Annotated in this window: 25 protein-coding genes; 10 read left to right on the top strand and 15 right to left on the bottom strand. The window is 48.8% G+C overall.

The features are described 5' to 3' along the window. The 5 genes from sppA to V4534_08120 are packed head-to-tail and all read right to left on the bottom strand — an operon-like array spanning position 1 to position 5,851. A complete protein-coding gene (gene sppA, locus V4534_08100) occupies positions 1-2,376 on the bottom strand; it encodes a signal peptide peptidase SppA (GenBank protein ID MES2504823.1) in 2,376 nt (791 codons plus the stop codon). Further along, a complete protein-coding gene (locus V4534_08105; protein MES2504824.1) occupies positions 2,373-3,320 on the bottom strand; it encodes an electron transfer flavoprotein subunit alpha/FixB family protein in 948 nt (315 codons plus the stop codon). The genes sppA and V4534_08105 overlap by 4 nt, the downstream gene beginning before the upstream one ends. Beyond that, complete coding sequence (locus V4534_08110; protein ID MES2504825.1) at positions 3,320-4,066, bottom strand: electron transfer flavoprotein subunit beta/FixA family protein; 747 nt, start codon at positions 4,064-4,066, stop codon at positions 3,320-3,322. The genes V4534_08105 and V4534_08110 overlap by 1 nt, the downstream gene beginning before the upstream one ends. Then, positions 4,063-4,767 carry a PspA/IM30 family protein gene (locus tag V4534_08115; protein MES2504826.1) on the bottom strand — a complete coding sequence of 235 codons (705 nt, stop codon included), beginning with the start codon at positions 4,765-4,767 and terminating at the stop codon, positions 4,063-4,065. Before V4534_08115 ends, V4534_08110 begins: the two co-directional genes overlap by 4 nt. A 34-nt stretch (positions 4,768-4,801) precedes the next feature. Next, positions 4,802-5,851, bottom strand: a complete 1,050-nt coding sequence (locus V4534_08120; protein ID MES2504827.1) for an FAD-dependent oxidoreductase — start codon at positions 5,849-5,851, stop codon at positions 4,802-4,804. Between V4534_08120 and V4534_08125 the strand changes: the two genes are divergently transcribed. After that, on the top strand, positions 5,852-6,646 hold the full coding sequence (locus V4534_08125) for a Fic family protein (protein MES2504828.1): 795 nt from the start codon (positions 5,852-5,854) through the stop codon (positions 6,644-6,646). Between the two features lie 203 nt (positions 6,647-6,849). Here the strand turns inward: V4534_08125 and tnpA are convergent, their stop codons facing one another. The 4 genes from tnpA to V4534_08145 form a co-directional block, all read right to left on the bottom strand. Continuing rightward, positions 6,850-7,302 carry an IS200/IS605 family transposase gene (tnpA, locus tag V4534_08130; protein ID MES2504829.1) on the bottom strand — a complete coding sequence of 151 codons (453 nt, stop codon included), beginning with the start codon at positions 7,300-7,302 and terminating at the stop codon, positions 6,850-6,852. Between the two features lie 367 nt (positions 7,303-7,669). After that, positions 7,670-8,449 (bottom strand): tetratricopeptide repeat protein, encoded by a 780-nt coding sequence (locus V4534_08135; GenBank protein MES2504830.1) that lies wholly within the window; start codon positions 8,447-8,449, stop codon positions 7,670-7,672. Next, the gene (locus V4534_08140; protein MES2504831.1) at positions 8,439-9,527 is read right to left on the bottom strand and encodes an AI-2E family transporter; all 1,089 of its coding nucleotides are present in this window, start codon (positions 9,525-9,527) and stop codon (positions 8,439-8,441) included. Before V4534_08140 ends, V4534_08135 begins: the two co-directional genes overlap by 11 nt. Next, complete coding sequence (locus V4534_08145; GenBank protein MES2504832.1) at positions 9,494-10,339, bottom strand: 3'(2'),5'-bisphosphate nucleotidase CysQ; 846 nt, start codon at positions 10,337-10,339, stop codon at positions 9,494-9,496. The genes V4534_08140 and V4534_08145 overlap by 34 nt, the downstream gene beginning before the upstream one ends. Before the next feature lie 42 nt (positions 10,340-10,381). Here V4534_08145 and V4534_08150 point away from each other — a divergent pair, with 42 nt between their 5' ends. Together V4534_08150 and V4534_08155 are read left to right on the top strand one after the other, a co-directional pair. Beyond that, a complete protein-coding gene (locus V4534_08150) occupies positions 10,382-11,188 on the top strand; it encodes an AAA family ATPase (protein ID MES2504833.1) in 807 nt (268 codons plus the stop codon). A gap of 4 nt (positions 11,189-11,192) precedes the next feature. Further along, positions 11,193-11,897: a tetratricopeptide repeat protein gene (locus tag V4534_08155; protein ID MES2504834.1), complete on the top strand. Its 705-nt coding sequence runs from the start codon at positions 11,193-11,195 to the stop codon at positions 11,895-11,897. 12 nt (positions 11,898-11,909) lie between these two features. Here the strand turns inward: V4534_08155 and V4534_08160 are convergent, their stop codons facing one another. The 3 genes from V4534_08160 to V4534_08170 are packed head-to-tail and all read right to left on the bottom strand — an operon-like array spanning position 11,910 to position 14,468. Next, entirely contained in the window at positions 11,910-12,848 is a 939-nt protein-coding gene (locus tag V4534_08160; GenBank protein ID MES2504835.1) for a dipeptide ABC transporter ATP-binding protein, read from the bottom strand. 14 nt (positions 12,849-12,862) lie between these two features. Beyond that, entirely contained in the window at positions 12,863-13,825 is a 963-nt protein-coding gene (locus tag V4534_08165) for an ABC transporter ATP-binding protein (protein ID MES2504836.1), read from the bottom strand. Further along, on the bottom strand, positions 13,803-14,468 hold the full coding sequence (locus V4534_08170; protein ID MES2504837.1) for a hypothetical protein: 666 nt from the start codon (positions 14,466-14,468) through the stop codon (positions 13,803-13,805). Before V4534_08170 ends, V4534_08165 begins: the two co-directional genes overlap by 23 nt. 86 nt (positions 14,469-14,554) lie before the next feature. Here V4534_08170 and V4534_08175 point away from each other — a divergent pair, with 86 nt between their 5' ends. From V4534_08175 to V4534_08205, 7 genes are all read left to right on the top strand, one after another. Then, the gene (locus V4534_08175; GenBank protein MES2504838.1) at positions 14,555-14,878 is read left to right on the top strand and encodes an SCP2 sterol-binding domain-containing protein; all 324 of its coding nucleotides are present in this window, start codon (positions 14,555-14,557) and stop codon (positions 14,876-14,878) included. Between the two features lie 82 nt (positions 14,879-14,960). Beyond that, positions 14,961-16,187: a peptidoglycan DD-metalloendopeptidase family protein gene (locus V4534_08180; protein MES2504839.1), complete on the top strand. Its 1,227-nt coding sequence runs from the start codon at positions 14,961-14,963 to the stop codon at positions 16,185-16,187. Continuing rightward, positions 16,174-17,070 carry an EF-P lysine aminoacylase EpmA gene (epmA, locus tag V4534_08185; protein ID MES2504840.1) on the top strand — a complete coding sequence of 299 codons (897 nt, stop codon included), beginning with the start codon at positions 16,174-16,176 and terminating at the stop codon, positions 17,068-17,070. Before V4534_08180 ends, epmA begins: the two co-directional genes overlap by 14 nt. A gap of 112 nt (positions 17,071-17,182) precedes the next feature. Next, on the top strand, positions 17,183-18,757 hold the full coding sequence (locus V4534_08190; GenBank protein MES2504841.1) for a S8 family peptidase: 1,575 nt from the start codon (positions 17,183-17,185) through the stop codon (positions 18,755-18,757). Positions 18,758-18,857: 100 nt separating this feature from the next. Further along, complete coding sequence (locus V4534_08195; GenBank protein MES2504842.1) at positions 18,858-19,658, top strand: trypsin-like serine protease; 801 nt, start codon at positions 18,858-18,860, stop codon at positions 19,656-19,658. 6 nt (positions 19,659-19,664) lie between these two features. Then, positions 19,665-20,366 carry a hypothetical protein gene (locus V4534_08200; protein ID MES2504843.1) on the top strand — a complete coding sequence of 234 codons (702 nt, stop codon included), beginning with the start codon at positions 19,665-19,667 and terminating at the stop codon, positions 20,364-20,366. A 56-nt stretch (positions 20,367-20,422) separates the two neighbouring features. Continuing rightward, positions 20,423-21,325, top strand: coding sequence for an SPFH domain-containing protein (locus V4534_08205; protein ID MES2504844.1), 903 nt, complete (start codon positions 20,423-20,425; stop codon positions 21,323-21,325). Between the two features lie 15 nt (positions 21,326-21,340). Here V4534_08205 and V4534_08210 read toward each other — a convergent pair whose 3' ends face one another. From V4534_08210 to rplI, 3 genes are read right to left on the bottom strand one after another with little or no spacing between them, the layout of a single operon-like run. After that, entirely contained in the window at positions 21,341-22,840 is a 1,500-nt protein-coding gene (locus V4534_08210) for a GMC family oxidoreductase (GenBank protein MES2504845.1), read from the bottom strand. Continuing rightward, positions 22,837-24,699: an aldehyde dehydrogenase family protein gene (locus V4534_08215; protein ID MES2504846.1), complete on the bottom strand. Its 1,863-nt coding sequence runs from the start codon at positions 24,697-24,699 to the stop codon at positions 22,837-22,839. The genes V4534_08210 and V4534_08215 overlap by 4 nt, the downstream gene beginning before the upstream one ends. After that, positions 24,674-25,183 (bottom strand): 50S ribosomal protein L9, encoded by a 510-nt coding sequence (gene rplI / locus V4534_08220; GenBank protein MES2504847.1) that lies wholly within the window; start codon positions 25,181-25,183, stop codon positions 24,674-24,676. Before rplI ends, V4534_08215 begins: the two co-directional genes overlap by 26 nt. Positions 25,184-25,185 lie beyond the last annotated feature (2 nt).

A 25,185-nucleotide genomic window follows, 5' to 3' on the forward strand; every position in this document is an offset into this window, starting at 1 on the left:
CTATAAAATGAATGGCATGAGGGCCATGGCTTTGCCGTTATGCTCGATGAGGTCCAGGGCGGATGCAAACGGACTTGCGCCAAAGTTGAATAGTCCTAAGCCTTGCGGTTGATAAAGGGAGAGTTGAACTTTCGAGTCTTTTTTTAGGCCAGCCAGCTCTTTGAGTTGGTTAAGCGCCTCAGAAAATCCGCCTAGCTGATGAACCAAATGATTTGCCAAAGCTTGCTCACCTGTCCAAACACGGCCTTCCGCCAGCGGAGCAATATCTTCTACCGGGCGATTTTGTCCTTGCGCAATGGCCTGTTTAAAACGTGTATAGCGCCATTCGATCAGCTGTTCTTGTCGCTTGCGCTCCGGAGCACTTAAAGGGCGGAACAGGGTGGGACCTGGCAGTTTGCCTCGATTAAATTCAAAGCTGGACACGCCAAGTTTATCAAGTAGTTTTTCGGCGGAAAAACTCAAGCTGAAAACGCCAATGGAGCCTGTCAGGGTTGATGGCTCAGCCCAAATTTGTTGAGCTGCTGCGGCAGCGTAGTAACCGCCTGAAGCCGCGATATCACCCATAGAGGCAACAACGGGTTTTTTTTGACGCGCTTTCATCAAAGCCTGGAAAATTTGATCGGAAGCGAAAGCATCACCGCCAGGCGAATCGATGCGAACTAAGATACCTTGGGTGAACGGGTCGTTAACAGCGTGCTCAATCCACTGAGTGACATCATCCGCGCCGGTTTGTACCCTGGGAAAAAAAAAGGAGGGTGCTGCATGGCCGGCAATGATGGTGCCAACAATCGGTATAATGGCGATTTTGTCTTGCTCGCCCCAGGTCGTCACGTGGGCTTGCTTGTCCAGCGTGCGGAATTGATTTTTTAGCTCGGGCACATCGCTTTCGCTCATCAGGGCGTTCACCAAGCCAGCGGTGAGCGCTTCGTCTGAACTGAGCTCGCCCAAGTCGATTTGTGCTTTCATTTCAGTCGGTGCTTTGCCGGTTTTTTTGGCTAAAGCTTCTACGAAATGTTGATAGCGCTCGTCTAAAATGGCGTTAACAACTTCAACTTCTTCGGCGCCGGGCTCATTTGCTGTAAAAACTCTAGGGGCTGATTTGTAAGCACCGGCATGAACAGCTTGCGCTTCAACGCCAAGTTTATCTAGCCCTTTTTTTGCGTAAACCAGGGTGGTTTGGAATGCATCGAGCTTAACTTCTGCGCCGGGATTTAAATAGATTTTATCTGCGGCTGAAGCCACGTAGTAGGCGACAACGCTGGTGTTATTTAAATACACCACCACTTGTTTGCCACTATTTTTGAGCGCCATTAGACTATTTTTAAGCTCTTCCGCTCGGGCAAAGCCAAAATCTGGGGAGTCTAGATAAACCAAAACGCCTTCAACGGAAGTATCTGCAATCAACCGTTCCAGAGAGTTTAGAAAAAATAAAGGTGAACTTGGCTTGGCAAACAGCTTGGCTGCTAATGAGTCAGGTTTTTGGTCTTCAGTTCCTTTGGAATTGATGTTCAAGCGCACCCATTTTTTCGATGGCACGGTGACACTTTCTTTAGCTTCGCTGGACATCCTAAATCTGCCACCAGCGTAAGCATTCCCTGCCACGGCGCCCATGCCGAAGTGCTCAAAGTTGAAATCTAGGGCGAACATGAAAGATGGCGAACTGTTAATCACCGCTTGCCCAATCAGCGTGACGCCGCCTAGGTCAATGCGCGCGCCGGCAATGGGATCTATGTGATAGCTACCCGACCAAGAATCTTTGGTTGGCCAAAAGCGCGCCTCACCAAAAAAAGTGTAGTCATCGCCAAAGGGCCTAAGACTTAAGCCTACTTGAAATTCTGCCGGCGAGCCAAAGTTGTCGTAAACCTGACGAGAAAGCATGCCGTAGGAAATCCATGGCGCTGGGTAATGCTGCACACCAAATCCAAATAAGAATGGATCCGATGATTCATTGGCATATTGGCGTTGCTTAAACGCCCAACCACCCATCGAAACGCTCCGACCAAAACGATAAGCCAGACCGAGCTGGCCATTCACCAGACCTTTGTCAGTGGCCGAAGTATTGTCCGGCAGTTGAAGCTGCGTCCCAAGTCCAAGCGACAGGCCTTTAAAAAGACTAAATGTTGCAGTGAACTGGGCTTGATGCAAGGCGTCGGGATTGCTCCAGTGGTGAGCATAGCCACCGGCCAGCTCGGAACCGTTGACAAAGGCTAGACCCGCAGGATTGTTGTATAACGACCAAGCATCTTGCCCACTGGCAATCTGAGGGCCAGGGTTTAAAACCCGCTCCGCCACGTCGGCTGTTCGAACTTGCGCGTTCCCGCCGACAGAAAAAAGACAGGTAAGCAGAACAAAACCGACATGGACACGAGTTTTCATGCAAGAGCCTTTAAACGTTCAATGAGTTCAGGGACAATGGTGAAAGCATCGCCCACCAAGCCATAATCGGCCACTTGGAAAATGGGTGCTTCGGGATCTTTGTTAATGGCCACAGTGACTTTAGAGCCTTTCATGCCAGCAACATGCTGAATCGCGCCAGAAATGCCGATGGCGATGTAAAGCTTTGGTGCCACAACTTTGCCTGTTTGACCCACCTGCCAATCGTTTGGAACCCAACCAGCATCGCAAACGGCTCGGCTTGCACCGATGGCGGCGTTCAATTGATCGGCCAGCGGCTCGATTAACTGCTTAAAGCCTTCAGGGCCTTTAAGACCTCGCCCGCCAGATATAACGACGCTTGCGTCGGCTAGCTCTGGACGTTCCGATTTTACTTCTTCGAAGCCGACAAAGCGTGTGGTGGATGGGCCTGGATCGGCGGCGAAATTGCTGACATTGCCTGATGCATTGGCCGCAGCTTGAACAAATTCGGTTGGACGCACAGTAATAACTTGAATTGACGTGCTGAGTGCTACAGTGCCGGTGAGGCCACCTGCCCACATGGGACGTTTGTAGGTTTTGGTGTCTACGACATCTGATATGTCGGAGGCCATCGCCGCATCAAGCCTGGTCGCAACGCGGGGCATCATGTCTTTGCCTGCAGCTGTGGCGGCTGCCCAGATATGAGTGGCACCGATAGATTTGGCGACGTCTGCGATGACTTTAGCGTATGGCTGCGCCACGCGATGTTCAAGACCGTCGTGTTCAGCGTAGTGAACCTGAGAGACGTGTTTTGCAAAGGCATCGGCAATGTGTTTGACATTTTTGCCTAACACCAAGCCATGGACGGTGCCTTCGATTTTCTGAGCGGCAGTGACTGCGCTGAGCGTGGCATTTTTGAGATGGGTTGAATCGTATTCGGCGACAATTAAATGGGTTGCTGACATTAGATCACCTTTTCCACGTCACGAAGTTTAGAAACCAGGGTTTGAACATCGGGCAAGATTTGACCGGCCTGTTTATTCGGCGGCATCTCTAATTTTTGCAATGTGACACTAGGCGTTAGGCTGAGGCCCAAGGAAGACAACTCCCGCTCATCGAGTGGCTTTTTCTTCGCTTTCATGATGCCGGGCAAAGATGCGTATCTTGGCTCATTTAAGCGTAAATCGGTGGTGATGACGCAAGGCATTTTGAGGCTCAGGGTTTCTAGGCCACCGTCTGCTTCGCGGATGACCGTTGCCCATTCGCCTTCGAGCACCACTTTATTGGCTTGGGTTGCTTGACCCAAGTTTAGGCGTTCCGCGACCATTTGGCCGACTTGGTGGCTGTCATCATCGATGGCTTGCTTGCCCATGAGCAGAATATCGGGCTTTTCTTCTCCGAAGATTTTGGCGATGACTTTGGAGATGGAAACACAATCGAGGCTTTCCGTGGTTTTGACCAAAATGCCGCGGTCGGCGCCCATGGCCATGGCGGCCCTGATTTGAGCGGTGCAGTCATCTGTGCCAATCGATAAAACACACGTTTCACCGCCGTGCTTTTCAATAAGCCGCAAAGCCTCTTCGACGGCGATTTCATCAAAAGGATTGGCGATCATGTTAACGCCTTCCGTTTTGATTTTATTGCCCGAAGGGTCGATGGTCAGCTTGGCTGCGTAATCAGGAACACGTTTGACAGTCACTAAGATTTTCATTTGAGTTGTCTCACTTCTTGTGCGGGAGGCAACACGCCCATTTTGGCCTTCAATGCTAAAAGTGCCTCGCTGCTTTTAGCAGGTTGCTCAAGTTTTTTGAACTCTGCCAAGAGGTTGTCGCTGTGAATTTCTTCGGCGAGTTCCGTCGTGGCATCGGCTTCGGCTTCCATTTGACGAATTTTTTCTTCCATACGACCCATGGTTTCAAGGCCGCTGTTAGCGCTTAGGCCCGACATGGTTTCAGTGATGCTTTTTTGAGCTTGAGCGCGTCTGGCTCTAGCGATGAGTAAATCTTTTTCGCGCTTGGCGTCGTCGATTTTCTGACTCAGCTTGGAAAGGCCAGTTTTAAGTGTGTCGACGGATTGTTTTTGGGCGCGCCAGTTTTCTTCGAACCCGGAGGCAAGTCTGACATGCTCTGCTTGGCGCTCGAGCGCTTGGGTCGCTAAGGTGTCGTTATTTTGGCCAACGGCTAACATGGCCCGCTCTTCCCATTCGGATGCTGCTTGCTTTTCTTTTTCGTATTGTTGAATCAGTCGTTTTTCATCGGCAATGGCAACCGCCACCTGGCGCTTGGCTGAAATGAGCTGCTCCTGCATATCCATCAGCGTTTGATTCAGCATCTTTTCGGGATCTTCAGCGATTCCAACCAGATGGTTTAATTGCGATTTGATCATCGTCCAAAAGCGTCTTAAAAAGCCCATAATTAGCGAACTCCTTCAAATAAGAAGCTTTATCTCACCGTTCGAAGTGGCGTGCAAGCTTAAACCGCTGCGCCTGTTCAATGCAGTCTGCCAAGCCAACGCCTCGATAAGGACTGCCTGCGATAAAGAAGTTTGCTGGTAAAGATGCTTCGATAGTCCTTACTTGCGCGGCGTGATCGCTTGCGTATTTCGGATCGGCGTACTTGACAGTGAAGTGCTTTTCTAAAACGGGCCGCCCCCCAGGTTTGAAAAGGTTTTCGATTTCAGTGCGCGCATCGGCAGGGGCGTTTTTGGTGAAGGCTCTGAATAAAACCGTGCCGTCTGGACAACGATTTTTAAACTTCGATGAAACAATGGTGACTGCGCTTATTTTTCGATTCTCGGCTGCAGGCAGCATGACGCCAAATGCATCCAGCGAATGCGCAATATCTTCGCGTTTGTACGCTAAATAGGCGCTAGTCGTTGAGACCGTTCCGAATTGCGGCCAGGAAACGCCAAGTAGCTTCGCTGTTTGCGCCGCAGGCAAAGTCGATAGAACGGCTCGTGCTTTGAAATTTCCTACTTGCCAGTAGTTGTCTGCGTATTTAATTGACGTGATTGGTGTGTTTGGCACGATTCTCTCGCCAAGCTGGCTAGCCAGAGCTTGCGGGAATGCCTGCATGCCATTTTTAAAACTCAAAAACGGTGCAGGGTTGACGTTGGTTTGTGCTCGGTTGCCTAGAAACTCAGTGACGGCTTTGTCTGAATAGTCAGTGTGGTGGAGCTGGCCCTCTCTTAGAATCAGGACACGCCGATTTTGATCTTGGCTTTCGATAATATCGTCGTGTAAACCGATTGCTTTGGCGAGCTCCAAGCATTGAGGTTTTTGATTCATAAAACAGTCAGGGCCGGATTCTAGCAAATACCCTTCCTGCTGATGAGTGCGAATAACGCCGCCTAATTCATTGCTCGCCTCTAATACCCGCAGGTCGCATGCGTCTTTCAGGTAGTATGCAGCCGCGAGCCCGGTGATCCCTGCGCCTAAAATTAAGAGGTCGGACGTTTGACAGATGTGACGTGGTGACATGATCCCTATAAATCTCATATGTTTTTTGAATTCGACGACTTTGACGTTCGGGAACGTTTTTTCGCTATCGAAGAAAAAGTTCAAAAACTTAAACATGTATTAAACAAAAAGCACCATGAGTTTAATCATCAATTTCGGGATATGTGTAGTCGGGCCTATGTGCTTCACGATTCTGCTCTAGATGGACAGGTGATAAATGTAGAAGACATTCATCTGGCTTTCAACGCGCAGGTTCGGCCATCTACTTTCAAAAACCGAATCATGCACGAGATTAAAAACCATCGGCGCCTGTTTCAGGAGATGTGCCTGGTCCCGCAAGAAGTGCGCTCTGAACACGAGATATATCAGCCCAACACGGTGAGATTTGAAGATGTCATCAAACTGCATCTAGAGCTCTATCAAAACGTGGGTAAACGCGATCAAGGCGCCTTCAGACGCATTATCCCCCTTCACGGAACCTATCTGCACGAGCTGATTGAGCCGGGCCTAATCAAAGTTCGGCTACAAGATTTGTGCGCTCAAACAGAACACCCAGAGTTCAGAGCACAACATCCGGTTAATCAAGCCGTGATATTCCACCGTCAGTTCATGTCGATTTTCCCTTTCTCAGAAGGTTCCGGAAAAATCGGCCGGCTTTACATGAACAGCTTCCTCAAACAAGGCGGCTACGGCTCCGTAATTATCCACGGCAGTGAAAGACAGCGATATTACGAAGCCTTAAGAGAAGGGCAGGAACCGCTAAGGGAATTCCTTCTAGATAGCATGGATTCAGCACTCGAGTCTCAACTGAAATACGCTAGAGAGACGGTATAACCTGGACCATCGGCGGCCGCTGCGCGGCCTTGATTGTCCAGGCTGCTGAGTAGGATCGTGCCCGTTGGGCCCTCCAACATGTTTTGCCTTCCGGCCCGGAGGGCTGGAAAATACCCCAGGTAGCCTAGGTTGGAGCGAGCGTAGCGAGCGCAGGCCTAGGGTAGGCATCCGCCCCTCCCATATATGAGCTCTGAAAGAGCGCTCTAGTCTAGCAAATACTCTTCGTTAAATTTGACATTTGAATTTTTTAAAAACTGGACAAGTTCGTCCTTGAAGCTTGCTTTTTGGTGATGAAGTTCCTGCTCTTTGATATATCGCTGGACCTTCGGTAGCTGAGATTGGCTTACAGAAAAAACGCCATAACCAGTTTGCCAAGCAAAATGCGTTAAACTTTGATCCCTTTTTTTAATCCATTTAGAAGTTGCTGTTTTTAATATCTCCACTAATTTTGACAATGTTAATGTTCGCGGGAGCGTTAGTAAAATGTGGACGTGGTCGCTTACTCCGCCAACTTCATATACGTGAGAATTATTATTTTTAGCAACCGTGGCAAGATACCGGTGGCACTCATGACGAATTTCGGGCGACAACCAAGGCGTGCGTTCCTTGGTGCTAAAAATAATATGTAATTTTACTGACGCCAATGATTGAGACATAGCGTTTAATAGAACGTTGAGAGGAAATTTGGCTTCTATGTCACTCTTTCAGAGCTCATATATAGGAGGGGCGAATGCCTAACCTAGGCCTGCGCTCGCTACGCTTGCTCCAACCTAGGCTACCTGGGGTATTTTCCAGCCCTCCGGGCCGGAAAGCAAAACATGTGCGAGGGCCCGAAGGGCACGATCCTACTCAGTAGCCCGGACAATCAAGGCCGCGCAGCGGCCGCCGATGGTCCGGGTGACGGCACGACGGAATTGTTGGGCGCACCCCATGGGCGTGGTTGATGACACGATTAAAATCGGGTGCGCCCTCTCCCGATTTTGGCTAGCCAAAATCTCCCTCTCCCACGAAGTGGGAGAGGGTTTAGGGGCGTTTTAATATTTTTAAATGGGGTGTCTTTAGGATTCTAGATTCTACGCCGGGTCGGTCTAGTTTTAGCCCCTTTTCTAAAAGGGTCTGACTTTCTTTCTCTTGCCCCTGCAGGTGGCGCAAACAAGCGAGTTCGCACAGGCAAAAGGGATCCTTCGGCTCTAACTGCAAGGCCCGAGCAAGTGCATTGTTTGCCTCTGTGTAAAAGCCTTGTTGCAGATAGCAGCTGCCTAGTTGAAACCAAGCGGCTTGCTGCTCAGGATCTTTAAGTGTTGCGCGTCGAAATTCAGACACGGCTTCTTTAAATTGCCCCGTTTGCAATAAGGCGCAGGCTAACTCGTAAGATGCGGCTGCATCATTAGGAGCCGCTTGAGTCGCAATTTGCAGTTGTTCAATCGCTTCGCCCATATGGCCCCCGGCCATAAGCGACATGCCGAGATTTAGGTGAACTTCGGGAAAGCTGGACGCTGACTGGCCAGCATGCCGGTAAGCTGCGATGGCCATGTCGCTGGCGTAGTTTGATAGAAAGCAGCCGAAGTTGTAATGAATGGTGGAGTCGTCTGGTGCGAGTTCTAAAGCTCGGATGTATAATTTGAGGGCTTCTAAATGTTGGCCGCGCTCAGCGTAGACGTTTGCAATATTATCGTAGGGTGGAGCGAATTCAGGGTCATGCACGATGGCTTTTTCGAACTCACACAACGCTTCGGCCTCCCAGCCTTTGAGGGCTAGTTCGATGCCTCGTTCGTTGTGTCTTTCGCTTGCCTTATTCGCCATAGGTGTGTGCTTTGACTAGCAGGGATTCAAACAGCGTTAGCATGATACTTGCAATAGGTACCGCCAACAATGCTCCGAAGATGCCGAAGAAGTGTTCTCCGGCGACCAGCGCCAAAACGACAATGACCGGATGAATTTGGGCGGTTTTGCCTAAAATCTTCGGGTTTAAAAAGTTGGCTTCTAAGAAATGAATCCCAGCGATCCATAAAAGCGCTAACACGCCAGTCCATAGAGAGGTTAGCATCGCCACCAGGGCAATCGGAACCGTGCTGATAATGCTGCCAAAAATAGGTATCAAGCTGAATAGTCCTGCCAACGTGGCTAAAATCAGCGCGAATTTCACTTTAAGTAAGAGTAGTCCAATCAGAGTCAAAACCGCATTGACCACGCAAATAATCAGCTGACCTCGCACAACGCCCGCCAGGCCTGAGTCCACCTTCGCTAAAAACTGCTCGAATGCTGGTCTTGCATTGCCGGTGACCATACCCATGGCGAAGATTCGGATGCGGCCGGTATCTACCAAGATAAAGCCAGCGATCATGAGCACTAGGATTAAGTTGAAGAAGAAGCCAAACACGCCTTTCACTAAACTTTGCAGTTCGAACACAATGTTGGAGGATTGCGCTTTGATAAACTCGGACAGGTCGGTCAAAGAGTTGTGTAACAATTGGACTAAATCGATTTCCTGAAACGGCAGGTGATAATATTGCAGGTAATATTCAATGCGGTTGGCAAATTCCTGAAGATTGGTTTCGCGCAGTTCGTTCAAGGCTTCCGTAGCCGTTTTCGCTAGGCGGACCAACTCTTGATAGAGTTCAGGTAAAAACAACGTTGAGAACAGATAAACAAAAACGCCGATGCAGCCGTAAATAATCAGTACCGCCACAAAGCGAGGAATCATACGGCCTCGAATCCGTTTGTGGTTGATGCGGGTGACCAACGGGTCCAAAACATAAGCGAGCAAGATTGCCAAAGCGAATGGCAACAGCACCTCGCTGAGCAGAAAAAGGCCTACTACGATCGCAAACCATAGCGCCGCTAAAATTAGAACTTTTTGATTTTTCTTAAAGTAGTCCATTGCTCTATTACCTTTTGAAGCCTGTCTGCCAACCAGAGGCTAGCATGGGGTGTTGCAGCACTAATTTCAATCCCATGCTGAATAGGGCCCATATAATCGGGTGTGTTGCCCTGAATGGTTTTAAAAACGCCGCCAGATGCGATTAAAATTGCTACTGGCGCGCAAGTGTCCCAAAGTTTAATGCGCCTGCCTGAACTGATATATGCATCGGCTTTTCCGTCCACAATCAGAGCAATTTTTAGTCCAACTGAACTTTTTTGAATAATTTTTGAGATAGGCAGCGAACTTTCGAGAAAATCTAGAAATTCAGAGCGATGGTGGTGGCTCGCGGCCAGTGTAGGGCCTGTGGCTGAAATCTGCCTCAGCTGAACATTTAAGCTGTGAATGCTTCCATCGGCTTCAACGCGCTCGGCACTTTCTCCGTCTGTGCGCCATAGAATGCCTGTTGCGGGCTCGAACACGATGCCTAAAACCGGCTGGTTGTTTATGCAAAGGCCTATCATCACCGAGTATTCGGCGCCGCCAGCGGCATAGTCTTTGGTTCCGTCAATCGGATCGATAAACCAGATTCGGTGCGCTTCGGGCACCAACGAGCCAGCGACGTAGCTCTCTTCACTGATAATTAAATCATCTGGGAAGCTTTGCTTAAGGCCTTCGCAAATGATTTGGTCTGCCTGTAAATCGCCTTCCGTGACAGGGCCCTCAAAGTTATCTTTATAACGGGCAACGCCCAAGTGTTGAAGTTTTAGGGCGCGCTCGCCCGCTTGACGCGCTAATTGCTCAGCGATTTTTAATTCGATTGAAAGCGTCATGATGCTTGTATTCCACTTGTGAGATAGAGTTACAATAAGCCCATGTATTTGGATTACTTTGGGCTTTCGGAAGAAGCGTTTACCATGACGCCGAATCCGCGCTTCATCTATTGGACTAAGCAACATGAGGCTGCTGCAGAGGCACTGGCCTATGGCATTCATGGTCGCAAAGGCTTTTTAATGCTGACTGGCGAAGTTGGGACTGGCAAGACCACCATCTGCCGAGAAGTCATCGGTAGGCTGCATGAAAAGACAGACACGGCGGTCATCTTAAATCCGCTCCTTTCAACCACTGGTCTGCTGAAAGCAATTCTTGCTGATTTTGGCTATAGCCGCCAGGGCGAGTCTAACGAAGAAATGGTCGAGCAATTAAACAGCTCCCTTTTGGAAAAAGCCAGCAGCGGCCACAACGCGGTGCTTTGGATTGACGAAGCACAGAATTTGTCATTCGAGGCGCTAGAGGCCATTAGGCTTCTATCGAATTTAGAAACAGACGACAAAAAGCTTTTGCAAATCGTGCTGGTTGGCCAGCCAGAGCTGGAAAAGCTGTTGCAGGAGTATCGTTTAAGACAGTTAAACCAACGCATTAGCATTCGCCAGCGCCTGGGTTCTCTGACTTTTGAAGAGCTTTCTGAGTACATCAAGCATCGGCTATTTGTTGCTGGCGATAGAAAGAACGTCGATTTCGATCGCCGGGCCATCAAGTATATCTATAAATATGCCAAGGGCTCACCGCGTATGACCAACATGCTTTGTGACCGAACACTTTTAGCTGCGTATTCCAAGCGTACCCGCAGCATTGACCATCGATTGGTAAAAGAAGCTTTTTACGATTTAGGATGGAGATAGCGCTATGTCGGTTATTCTGAATGCTTTAAAACATCGCCAAACGCCCGCCCAGCAAAAGCAGGGTTATACTTGGTCAACGGCGCACCGGCCCTCTCGTGGCTTTCCCGCTAAGATTCTGGTGGTAGGGCTATCTGCTTTCGCGTTAGCTTCAGGGCTTGGCGCTGTTTGGATGCTGGCGTCTAAACGCCCCGTAGTTATTAAAACTGCTGTCGCACCAACGCCGCAGGTGAAACCGATCGAGCGAAATTTCGAACAGGAAGCCAGCCAAGCTTTTGAACGTGCGGACTACAAGACAAGCATTGAGCTCTTCAAGCAAGCTCTGATTAAATCACCTGAAGACGCGACTTTGCTAAACAATTTGGGCCTGGCGTTTGTAAAAAACGGCCAACTCCCAGAGGCCGAGTCGTCTTTCTTTAAAGCCGTCGCTTCAGACAGTGGCTGCAGTTCTTGCTATAATAACTTGGGCGATTTAGAGATGCGCCGCGGCTCATTAGACGATGCTGAGCTGTATTATCAAAAAGCAACGAAATCAGATCCAAACTACGCAGACCCACATTTTAACTTGGGCGTATTGTATGAAAAAATGGTCGATACTGAATCAGCCATCGGCTCCTACGAGACTTTCTTGGCACTCTCAAAAGACCGCAAATCCCCGATTGTACGTCAAGTGCGCAACCGATTGAAAAAGCTGCAAACTGAACAGGGTTAGTTGGTGGACTATTTACTGGTAAAGAAAGCAGGCCACTTTTCGATTGGTGCCGATTGAGATGAGCTCGGGCTCTTTCTGTGAGCATACGGGCATGACGTAAGGACAGCGCGTGTGAAATTTGCATCCTGAAGGCGGATTGATGGGGCTTGGGATTTCGCCAGTTAGGCGGATACGTTCTTTCGCTTGCCCTGGGTGAATACTGGGAACAGCGCTCAATAGAGCTTTAGTATAAGGATGTTTGGGCTCATCGAAAAGCTCTTTGGAAGGCGCTATCTCTGCAAGGTTGCCTAAATACATGACAGCGATTCGCGTTGAAATATGTTTCACGATCATTAAATCGTGAGCGATAAACAGATAGGTTAGACCGAGCTTTTCTTGCAAATCTTGAAGCAAGTTCACAATCTGAGCTTGGATCGAAACATCGAGTGCAGAGACAGGCTCGTCGCAAACAATAAATCTCGGCTCAACGGCTAGGGCTCTGGCAATGCCGATGCGTTGCCTTTGACCGCCGGAAAACTCGTGGGGGTAGCGCTGCAAGACTTCAGGTCTGAGGCCGACCAATGATACAAGTTCAGCAATGCGCTCCTCGCGCGCTTTCTTTTCAGGAAACAGGCCATGGATTTGGAGCGCTTCTCCAATGATATTGCCAATGGATAGGCGAGGATTCAAAGACGCGTACGGATCTTGAAAAATAATCTGCAAGTTGCGCCGGATTGGCCTTAATGCACCGGAGCCTAGGTGCGTAATATCTTGTCCTTCGAACTCGATTTTGCCAGCCGTGGGTTGGTAAAGTCTTAAAATACAGCGTCCGAGGGTTGATTTGCCGCAACCGGACTCACCAACCAAACCCAAGGTTTCGCCTTTGGAAATCTCGAAGCTAACGCCATCTACAGCTTTGACAACATTGTCGCCGCTGGGAAAGTGCATTTTAAGATCTGTGATATTCAGCATGCGCCTTTTTAGTCCTAGTATGGGTTATAGCAACGAAGCCAATGATTAGGCGCTTGCTCGGTCAATTCAGGTTCTTTCTCTTTGCAGACTGCCAACATATGAGGGCACCGATCTTGAAAGCGACAACCCTGAGGCAGGTTTAGCAGATTTGGTACCAAGCCCGGAATGGTCTGCAAGCGGCCGCCTTCATGGTGACTGCCAGGGACTGAACTCAGCAGGCCAACAGTGTAGGGGTGTTTTGGTGTGGCAAAAATCGTTTTCGCATCTGTCTTTTCGACGACGCGCCCAGCGTACATGACCACCACCTGCTCGCAGGTTTCTGCGACTACGCCGAGATCGTGGGTAATGAGCAAAATGCTCATGCCCATTTCTTTTTGTAGCTTGAGCATAAGTTCCATGATCTGCGCTTGGATGGTGACATCTAATGCGGTCGTTGGTTCGTCCGCTATTAATAAATCTGGTTTGCAGGCGAGTGCCATAGCAATCATGACACGTTGTCGCATGCCGCCTGACAGTTGATGCGGATAAGCGGCAGCCCGTTCTTTAGGCGAGGGGATACCAACCAATGCGAGCAGCTCGATGGCTTTGGCTAAGGCATCTTGATACTTGAGCTTTTCATGCAGGCAAATGGCTTCTGCGATTTGATTGCCGATGGTGAACACGGGATTGAGCGAGGTCATCGGCTCTTGAAAAATCATAGAGATGCGATTGCCGCGAAGCTGCCTCATGGCTTCTTCGGGAAGATCTAATAGATTTGTTTCGCCATAAACAATTTTGCCGGCAGCATATTTTCCAGGCGGCGTTTTGATAAGCCGCATAATGCTTAAAGCGGTGACGCTCTTGCCGCAGCCGGACTCTCCTACAAGGCCCACGGTTTTGCCTTCAGGGATTTCGAAACTCACACCATCGACCGCGCGCACAACGCCTTTGTCGGTCTTAAATTCAATGGTGAGATTATCTACGGAACAATTGCTCATCGAAGTTCCCTTGGTTAATTTGCGCGTCCTGGCTGGTGAGAGTCATGGAATGTTCGCTGCCTTTATAACGAGCAGTAATATCAAAGCGTTTTGGGAAATCTTTATATTCGACTCGATAGATTAATTCGCCTTCGGCGTCCCTGAATTCGCGGGTTAGGATTTCAAAAGTTACTGGATCAATCGTTAAACTAAGCGTTTGACCGGCTCGGTATGCCAGTTGTAAACTGCCATTTTCGCTGCTGACAGTTCTTATGTCCGATTTTTTGACTGAGATAGAACGCAGCAATACATCGGCCAAATCTTCGGGCGATAGTGCCATGTTCAAGATTTCGTCCAAGCTGTAATCAGAAGCACCGTATAGTTTTTTGCCATCGTAGGTCACCACGCGGGCGGGTTGACCAAAGAACGAAGCAATCGAGAGGTAAAGATATGCAGGTTTTTTGGCGATGATATCAAGGTCAACGCTGCCTAACATACGTTTAAAGCCGCTGCCGCGTAGTTTGTAGTGTCCAATGACTTGCTTAGTTTGCGCGCAAGCAGCTTGTGCACCAGTCAAAATCTCATAAGGGTCTGTGGGGAGGTGTTTGTTTGGCATTCGGTGATGACATCCTATCGTTACAACAATTAGAATGAGTGTAAACATGGGGCGCATCAGGCAAGTGTCGCATGGCCAGAGCCCTTGAGCAATCCCTAAACCCATGCTAGAAATGTGGTCTACGGAGGATTATCATGTCGACGGTATCACAAGTTTTCGAAGAGATGAAACAACGCCTGACCCCGGAAAAAGCACAGAAGATCAATGCGAGCTATTTGTTTGACATTGGTGGTGAAGGCGGTGGCAAGTGGCATGTCGACTTGACCAAAAAGTCTGACTGGATTGTAAATACTCCAGATGACGCTGCTGCGCAGTGTGTCATCAGTGTTCCCAAAGGCGAAGATTGGGTTTCTATTGCTTCAGGTAAGATGAACCCGACCATGGCATTCATGCAGGGCAAAATAAAAGTGAAGGGAGATATGGGCTTAGCCTTGAAACTCCAGGCCCTCCTTGCCTAAACTTAAGAAGCATATATAGTGCTAGGCTTAACTTAAGGGGATTCAAGTGAAAAAAAACCGCTTCTTTTTACCCTTAGGCCTTGTGTTATTCATCTGTTCGCTCGGTTTAGGATTGTATTTTGTTTGGCAGGAACAGGGTCTAAGTTTAAAGCAGGCTGAGTTGTCTCAGAATGGTCCATCAATGGAAGTGCCATTTGGGATACGGTTGACTGATAAGGTCAATCCAAGAGAGACATTATCTGATGCATTGTCGCGCCAGGGTTTCTCTGGCCAACAAATTGCTGAATTGGTTAGTGTTTTAGGTGAGCAACTCAATCTAAAAGCCATTCGGGCTGGCGACGTATTGATTACTGAGAAAACTGTTCAATATGCTCAAGCCGCAATGGCCTATGCATCTTTTGAATTAGTCAGGCAGGAAGCTCATGGTCTGCCCGTGCGTTATCGCGTGGACCGTAATGAATTTGGCCGCCTGCGTGCGGGCCGCATTGAAATTCCGGTGACGCAATCCAAGACCGTTTTAAGCGGCCGAATTTCCTCTAGCTTGTATGAAAGTATTATCTCTGCTGGCGGCGATCCGGCCCTGGTAAACCGCTTTTCAGATCTTTTTGGCTGGCAGCTCGATTTCTATCGTGAAGCCCAAAAAGGCGATGTTTTTAAAATGATCGTGGAGAGTCGTTATGCAGACGGCCGGCGTGTGGGTTTCGGGCGTGTGCTCGCAGCGGAATACACCAATTCCGGTAGAACATATCGAGGTTTTCGCTTTGAAGCAGCAGACGCGCAGTTTCAAGGATTTTTTGATGAACTCGGCGCATCCATTGAAAAGGGTTTTTTGAAAAACCCAATGTCTTTGACTCGAATCACTTCGCGCTACGGGCAACGGTTTCATCCGGTGTTAATGCGCGCCAAAAAGCATAATGGCGTTGATTATGGCGCGCCAACTGGTACGCCGTTTTGGGCCATCGCCGATGGTGTGGTGCTTGAAGCCAGGTATTCTCCAACAGCTGGCCGCATGGTGCGCATTAAACACCGTGGTGGCTATGTAACCGAATACTTCCATGCCTCTCGAATCGCACCAGGCATTCGCCCTGGTGTGATGGTGAAGCAAAAGCAAGTTGTAGGATATGTAGGAACGACTGGCAGAAGCACCGGCCCTCACCTTCATTTTGGCATGATGCTGAACAAGCAGTATGTCGATCCAGGTAGGCAGCGCTTCCCGGCAGGTCAGGCTTTGCCACCTGTGTTGGTTAACAGATACAAGGCTCATATTAAGCCTTTGATTGAAGAGCTCAAAAAAATTGAAGTTTCTTGAAAGGCATTTAGCTAAGCAAGCTGTCAGGCGTTATTTTGATGCCGAAGGCTTTATCGAAATAGACTCGCCTATTTTGATAAGATCAAATGCCGTTGAAGCCTTTATTGACCCCATTTGGGTGGGCGCTCAGGAACTCAGAACCAGTCCTGAGCTCTATCACAAACGTTTACTTGCTCGGGGTTATAAGAGGATCTACGAGCTAGGCCATGTCTTCAGAGATGAGGCTGAAGGGCGTATTCACTTGCGCGAGTTTAGCCTGCTGGAATGGTATCGGGCTGATGCTGAACTCATAGATTTGATTGAGGATTGCCAAAAGTTGTTTTTTGCCGTTGCGCCGAATCTGTTTAATCGGCCATTTGAAGTTCAAAGCTTGCAAGAGCTTTGGCTGCAACATGCAAAAATCGATTTGGCGCTGGCGCTTAGTAACGACAACTTGGTTGAGGTTGTCTTGGGCGCTGGATTCGTTTTAAGAGAGCAGGCGGATTTTGCAGATGCTTTCCATCATGTGATGATGGTGGCCATTGAGCCTTGCATTGGTTTAGACGCACCTTGTGTGGTGACACGCTGGCCTAAGGAAATGGCCGCTCTCTCTAGGCTTTGTGAAGATGATAATCGCTTTGCGGAGCGGTTTGAGATTTATTTTCGAGGTGTTGAGCTTGCCAATGCGTTTTTGGAGCTTACTGATTCCCTGGAGCAAAGGAACAGATTTGAGTCAGAACAGCAAACACGTATTCAGCTCGGTAAAAAGGCGTCTGAGTTAGATGAGGATTTTTTGAAAGATCTAGACTCTATGCCGCCTGCAGCAGGTATTGCAGTCGGTTTTGACCGCTTAATGATGTTTGCGTGCGATGCCAGCAACATTTCCCAGATCTGCCAATTTTAAAAAAAAGTTGAATCGAAATAGCCTTTCGGGGTATCCGTAACTGTACAAGATGTCACAACAGGGTGACATTTACTTGGGGGTACGAATGCGCGTAAAAACGTGGACAGGCTCTATGATGCTAGTCATTTCTTCTTTGAGCCTACCTGCTTTTTCTCACTCAAATACTGAAAGAATTATCGTTCGATTCAAGCAAGGAATTACACCGTTTGCTTCGGATGAAATCCATAGAAATCTAGGAATAAAATCGGCAAAAAAATTATCCAATATTAATTCAATTGAAGTACTCGAACTGCCCAGCGACATTTCTGCTCAAAATGCCGTGAAGCTATATAAAATGAATCCAAACATTTTATACGCTGAGCCAGATTACCATATCCGTGTTGACCCCGTTGAAGGCGCGACTCTGACGCGCTCGGAAGTGCAATACGCCAAACAATGGGCTTTGCAAAATGATGGCCAAAAGGTCGGCAAATATGTTGGTATACAAGATGCTGATATCAATGCCCCCGAGTCATGGGAGCTCACCAAGGGCGACAAAGATGTGGTGGTAGGTGTTATCGACACAGGTATTTTCTATACTCATCCGAACTTGAAAGATAACATCTGGGTAAACCCAGGCGAAATTGCGGGCAACGGCATTGACGATGATAACAACGGTTTCAAAGACGATATCCATGGTATCAATACCGTGGAACGCTCAGGCGATCCTCTAGATGACAACGGACATGGTACCCACTGTGCGGGCGTTATTGGCGCATCAGGAAAAGCAGATGACGGGACTTTTGGCGTTAATCAGAAAATCTCCATTGCGGGTTGCAAATTTTTAGATGGCGATGGTGGCGGCAGAATGAGTGATGCACTTATTTGCTTGGATTATTTCGCCAAATTAAAAGCTCGCAAAAAAGATCCTGTTAACTTAGTAGCCGTAAACGCTTCCTGGGGCGGCGGTCGTTATTCTGAAGCCATGCTCGATGCCATTAAAAAGCTACGCGATTTAGGCGTCTTGTTTATTGCTGCTTCTGGTAACGATAGAGAAAATAACGATGAAGTTGACAGCTATCCTGCTGATTACAAATTGGACAATATTATATCTGTGGCTGCAACCAACAATAAAGACGAACTTGCTTACTTTTCGAACTATGGCAAACACACCGTCCACGTAGGTGCTCCTGGCATGGATATTTTGAGTACCTATCTTGATGATCAATATAAGATCTTCAGTGGCACTTCGATGGCAACACCTTATGTCACTGGCTTAGTGGGTTTGCTAAAATCTAAAGACCCAAGCTTAGACTGGAAGCAATTACGCAACTTGGTTTTGACTGGTGGAACACCTTTAGATAGTTTGAAAGACAAGACCATCACCGGCCGACGCATTCGTTCAGCCGACAGTCACGGCATCGGATCTTTAACTTGCGTCAATCAACGTGCTCGCGCTCGAATCTTGCCCGCAAGCGATAAAGTTTCCGTGAAAGTTGGTGAAAACGTTGATTTCTTCGTTATCGATATTAAATGCGCTGGCGTTGAATCCAAACCAAGCATGGCTGTCAACATGGGCCGCACAGTCGAGTTTGTTGATCGTCAAGGAACAGGCAACTATTCCGCTGTTTGGACGGCAGATGCGCCCGGTAGCTATACTTTCGACCTTGGTGCAGGCGATAAGGTTGACGTAGAAGTTAGAGACTAACAGCCAATTTTGTACGTGGGCCAATATATTCCGCATGAAACACATGCTGATTATATTGGCTTTTTTGCTGTCTGCTTGTGGAAATTTGAACGCTCCGGCTATGGATACGGCCACAAGCCAAGCCGCCATTATTCTTGGTAAAAAGTGCTTGGAAGATGAGTTTCCAAGCTCAGTTGAAATTTGGGCAGAAGCGATCGTTGACATGCCGCCCATCGGCACAAGGCACATCTCAAGCTTTTTATGCGGTGGTACTTTAGTCAAATCGAATGTGGTGGTGACAGCGGCTCACTGCCTTTTAGAATCGTCGCTCACTCGAGGCATGGGTACGGTGCAGTATATTCGCTATGGCATTGTGACCGATCTAGATCTGCGTGAGGCCAAGCGTTTGAAAAAGCCTTCCCTGGATATTGTTTGGGCTAAAGACTGGACAGCGCATGAGGGTTATCCAAATGAGAAAGTTGAAAAAGGCCTTAAAAAAGGCGATGATATTGGCGTTTTAATTTTATCAGAGCACATGAAATTGCCCGTTACGCCTTGGCTAAAGCATGATGAGAAAGATTTGCTGACCTTGGAAATGCCTGCCTACATCGTTGGCTGGGGCCAGCAAAATGTAGACACCGATAGCCAAGACCCTGCCACAATATCAAATAAGATGTGTGCGGTGAGCAACATCCATGAACTGGGCGAATTTGAACTGCAGATTGGTGCGGGGGAAGATACACCTAGAAAATGTCATGGTGATTCAGGTGGTGCGACCTACATTAAGGTTAAAGACGGCAGCTATCGGTTGGTTGGCGTAACATCGCGATCTTACGGGGCAATTGGCTGTGCCGAAGGTGGCGTTGATACTCGAATTGACGCTTACGACCAATGGCTTCAGAAACAAATTAATATGATATAATAAATCATGGGTTATAAAATCTCTTCAGGAATGTCGACCCAGTTAAACCCTTTCGGGCCAGACTGGTCAGGACCGGTAAGCGGCTCCCAGGCTACATCCTTGGGAGACCAGGTCGAAGATTCTTTATTTGGTAAGAAAAAGCCCCCGCTTTTAGATGAAGACGAGTTCCCCGATGCCGCCCAAGTGCTCGCTAAGCTTGACAAATATCGCCGCAAAATCGTCCATCTCATGGGCGATGTCGAAGAAGATTATAGATTGCAGCTGGCGGATGGCACCATTGCCATGATTGACGCTCATGGCACCATTATGATTGGCATTCGTTTTTTGATGAAGTTCAAAGACAGAATGGAAGTCCTGGTTGGGGCCATCGGCCATGAAATCGGCCATAGGCCTCAGCGATGGGCAGAGTATAAGCAACAAAAGCCGCTCAATGTCGCTGAGCTTCAAAAACTGTGCCGCTACGAGGAGACCCGCGCCGACTTATTTGCCGGTCGCGCGCTCGCTGAGTTAGGCATGAGCTGCGAGCCGATGATTACTTTCCTAAAAGACATGGAAGAAGGTCCTCATCCAGAATACTTTCCAGCTAAAATGCGAGCAGATGTCATCAGAGAAGGCTTTAGAGAACAGGCTGGCAAAGTAAAAACGAGGCAAAAACTCTGGCCTGAACTGGAGAAAATTGCCCCCAGGGGCCATATCGGTGATTTCTAACCAAGATTTGCATTGTTAACGTTGACGCATTCGCCCATTCAAGTCTAAATATAAACATGATTGAATTCTGGCCATTATACGTTGCCGCATTTGTTGTTTGTTTTATTCTTCTTCCGCTTACTTTCTTCACCGTCCGCCAGCAAAAATCCTCTGCGATTGAGCGTTTCGGCCGTTTTGTTCGATTCGCTGGCCCAGGCTTGAACGTCAAAATTCCTTTAATCGAGAACATCGCTCGCACCATCGATTTGCGGATCCAGCAGATGGTCGTAGAAGTTGAAACCAAGACCAAAGACAACGTATTTGTACGCGTTCACATTGCGGTTCAGTACTTTGTCCTGCAAAGCCGTTTGGTTGATGCTTTCTATAAGCTCAGCGATCCGGGCTCTCAGATTGAATCCCACGTGCTGGATATCGTTCGCGGCCAGGTGCCGAAAATGGATCTGGACCATGTTTTTGAAAATAAAGATTCCATCGCGATTGCCGTCAAGGAAGAGTTAACTGAATCCATGACGGAATTCGGCTATGGCATTCAAACAACCTTGGTGACAGAAATTGATCCGGATCAAAAAGTGAAATCCGCCATGAACGATATTAATGCGGCTCAACGCGAGCGTATCGCAGCCAACGAACGCGGCGAAGCAGAGCGTATTTTGGTTGTTAAACGCGCCGAAGGCGATGCGCAAAGCAAAGCGCTACAAGGTCAAGGCATTGCGAATCAACGAAAGGCGATTATCGAAGGCTTGCAGCAGTCCGTTGATATTTTCCAAAAAGCCATACCAGGAACCACTGCAGATGATGTGATGAAACTGGTGTTGATGATCCAATATCTTGATACGCTCAAAGACATCGGCTCCAGCGGAAAGTCGAGTACGGTATTTTTGCCGCACTCCCCAGGCGGCCTCACCGATTTGATGCAACAAATTAGCACGGCAGTGATGTCTGCGAACAAGGTCGCATGAAGACTGGATCCCGCATCAAGTGCGGGATGACAGTAGGTGAGTTGCGCCTAATCGCGCTACGGCCATGATGGTGTGTTGAGGATTCACGCCCAAGTTGGTCGGAAAGATGCTGCTATCCAGCACGTAGACGCCCGGACAGCCGTGTACTTCGAAGTTGGTATTCACAACACTTGTTGTAGGATTCGGCCCCATTCGGGCGGTGCCGAATAGGTGTGAAGCCATCATGCTATAATGCCTTGGATCTAAGGATGCCGTGTCCCAATGGCGAAGATCGTCTGATGATTTGAGAGGTGGCATGCCATGCACGCAGGGCCAGACTTCTTTGGCGCCCACAGCAAACATCATTTCACTTAGCTTTTTATAGCCATCTCGCATGGCACGCATATCTTCGAGCGCCGGTGTGTATCGAATAAAGTCCTTGCCAAACACGCTTTTGACGCTGCCTTTGGCCTTTGCTTTCACGATCACTGCCCAGTTGAGAATCTTTTTATAATCCATCAGGGCATCGACCAATCTCTGGCCGACGTAGGGTAGGCGGGCAGCCAGCAACTCGGGAGGCAGGGACAGCGCTTCGAGTTTAAATCCGTGGCTCTGAACAAAATGAGTGCTGTTATACCCCTGAGTTGCACCGGTTTGCATGGAGATATCATGGTCAAAACGACCAATGATCGAGCTTCCGGGATGTACCTGAAAGTGATTGCCTAAAGCTGCGAGTTTAACGCCACTGCGCCTTAATATGCCAGGCGTTTGAATGGCACTAGCCGCTACGATCACGCCACGTTTTGCGTGAACGCGTAAGTTTGTCGCTTCGACCACGCGGTCTTTGGTGATTCGAAGCGCTTTGGTAGAAGTATAAATGCGGGCGCCATTTTTCAGTGACTCAGGAATGAACGTGATGTTCATGGTCATTTTTTTGCCGCTGCGACAGCCGGTTAGGCAGCTCGCGGTTGCATCACAGCCTGAGTCGTAACGTCTGATGCGTTGCGCACCGAAATCAAGCTTGTCGGCCGCGAGGCCGAACAGACTATTATGTTTACCCAGATTTTCGCCGACAGGGGTCACCGTGAGCGCTTTATCTAATGCATCAAAATGTGGCTCAAGTTGCTTGGAACTCAAAATGCCTTTGAGCCCGAAATCTCGTTCCCATTCATCGAAAACCGCTTCTGGTGCTCGCCAAGCGATGGCTGAGTTCACCGTGGTGCTGCCGCCTACACATCTGCCTTGGATGACTGGAAATACCGCTCGGCCGTTGGCAACTTGACCGCCAGTGTCTCGAAACAGCGTTTTCATAGCCGGAAAAACATCGACGCCAAAATCTTTGGTCTGGACCCAGCGACCTTCTTCCAAAATAATGACGGAAAAGCCAGCGCTAGACAGCATCTGAGCGGCCGTACCACCCGCCGCGCCTGAGCCAATAATTACATAGTCAGCACTATCTTGATGGGGTTTAAACAGCGCGCCTCCATCCACAATACTGCCTTCCGGGAAGTGGGATGGGTGGTCTGCGAACCTCATTTCTTGTTTGCCAAAATTTGGTGAACTCTGGTGGTACTGGTATGCAAGAAAGTGCCATTCATTTTGATCATCAGGGCCAATTGCCTCTGTAGGTAAGAGTTGCTTTGGAAGAGTTCTTCTAAGATCGCTGCCCGCTTTTCGATGGTTACGCCGCCTAAAGTCTTTAAAGCTCTGAACTTCCACAGGGGTGATAGTCCGATCAACCAAAGCGAAGCTCTGAGTCCAAAGTTGCCGGGGAAAGTCATGCTGGCATGCATGTCGTCTACAAATGCTTGCGATTCGGCGCTACCTACCGTGGTGAATTCGCTATTTTTTTCGGGCGCAAAAAATAAAGCTTCGGTTGCTGCTTGGCCCCAGGCTGCTTCAAAGGCAAACAGTGTTTTTTTTGGCTTAACAAATGCGAGGACTTCACGCTGGCGTCTGAAAATCAGCATTGGGATTTGAATGGCTGCTTTGAGATCACCCAGCTGGGCTTTGGCCAAGCATTCGCCGAGTCTGGCTGCGAGTCGGTTCATGGGAAACCACCAGGCGTCAGCGGTCTTTTTGCGATCGATGACCAATGTTCTTGGCCGCGTGTAGTGGGCGAGGGAGAACTCGCTGTTGGCGATGCCGTAGCCGCTTTGTTTGGTACCCGTCCAAGGTGCGGCTGGGACAGCTCCAGTGAAGGAGTGGTTGTTGACGTAGGCGGTGCCGACTTGGAATCGCTCGGCGATGGCGGTAGCTTTTTTGATGTTGCGTGACCAGACAGAGGCGTTTAAGCCATAGTCGTTATCATTCACCAGAGAGATAGCCTGCGCCGCGCTTTGCACCCGCATGATGGGCAGTAAGGGGCCAAAAGTCGGCTCACGCATAATGCGCATGCTGTGATCGCAGCGATCTAAGATCACCGTCATCCCGGGCTTGACCCGGGATCCAGCGTTGTGCAGGGGGCTGGATCCCGGCTCGAGGCCGGGATGGCAAGTGGCGCCCTTATTGATCGCATCTTCTATTAACTCGGAAAGAAAAGCTGGGTGATGCGGTGGCACAACTTTTGACACCTGACCTTGAAGTCTATGGGCAGCCGCTGTTAACCGCGCAATAAACACATCCGCGATCGCATCTTCCACATAAACCCGATCAACCGCCCCACATGACTGCCCCGCATTATGAAATGCCCAATGCAAGATGCCGGCAACCGTTCGGTCCAAATCGCAATCAGCCAAAACCACAGCCGCATCTTTGCCACCCAACTCAAAGCTACACGGGATCATTTTTTGTGCGGCCAAAAGCGCCACTTTCTGACCAGTTTGAAATGATCCCGTGAAAGTGATTGCGTCGATGCCTGATAAGATCAGCTCTTCGCCAGCCGCACCGCCTCCGTGGTGCAGGCTTAAAACACCCGCTGGCAAAAACTGATTCATGATCTCAACAAACCAATCGGCTGTGTTCGGCGTATATTCGCTCGGCTTAATAATCACTGCATTGCCAGAAAGTAAAGCCGCAAACACAGGTTTGAAGAAGTTGCCGAAAGGGTAATTAAATGGCGTAATGATGCCAACCACGCCTCTAGGCACCTGCGTGCGCCAAGCTTTTTTGCCTGGAAAGGCAAGGGCAGATATCGGCACGCGCTGCGTTTTCAAGAAAGGCCTCGCCACCTTAATCCAATCTTTAATAAACTGGAGTGGGCCGATGGCTTCCGATAACAGTATTTCTGGGTAGATTTTATAGGCTTCTTCATGAAGAAGCTGCGCCACTTCTTGGTGGCGCCTGAGCATCTCAAAACCTGCTTTCTTTAAAAGAATAGCCCTAGACTGAAAGCCTAGAGCTTCGAAAGAAGGCTGCGAGTGCTTCGCGTTAAGCAGCTTCTGATGCAGATTCATGGGTAGCTACTGGAGAGGTATCCTGGGCTACTTCGGGAACGACCACCACATGAACGGTCGCTTTGACATCTGCTTCCAAACGAACTTCAATGTTATGAAGACCGATGGTTTTAATAGGGTTTTCTAGTTTGATATCTCGGTGCGTGATCGAAAAACCTTGTTCATTCAAAGCTTTTTCAATGTCTCTGGTACCGATTGAACCAAACAACTTGCCTTGATCGCCAGCTTTGACGGTCAAAGTGATTTGAGTTTGAGCCAAAGTGCCTTTGAGGCCTTCGGATTGAACTTTCAATCTTTGTCGTTGATGTTCGATTAAACGCTTTTGATGTTCTAGCTGGCTAAGGCGCGAAGCTGAAACAGGCAAAGCGAGAAGTTTTGGGAAAAGGTAGTTGCGAGCAAAACCTGGTCTCACTCGAACGATTTCACCAAGGTGTCCAAGGTGTTGGACATCGCGTGCTAAAATTACATTAAGATGCGTAGCCATTG

It is taken from the genome of Myxococcota bacterium (genome assembly GCA_040387835.1).
Taxonomy (GTDB): Bacteria; Myxococcota; UBA727; order UBA727; family JABDBI01; genus JAZKCZ01.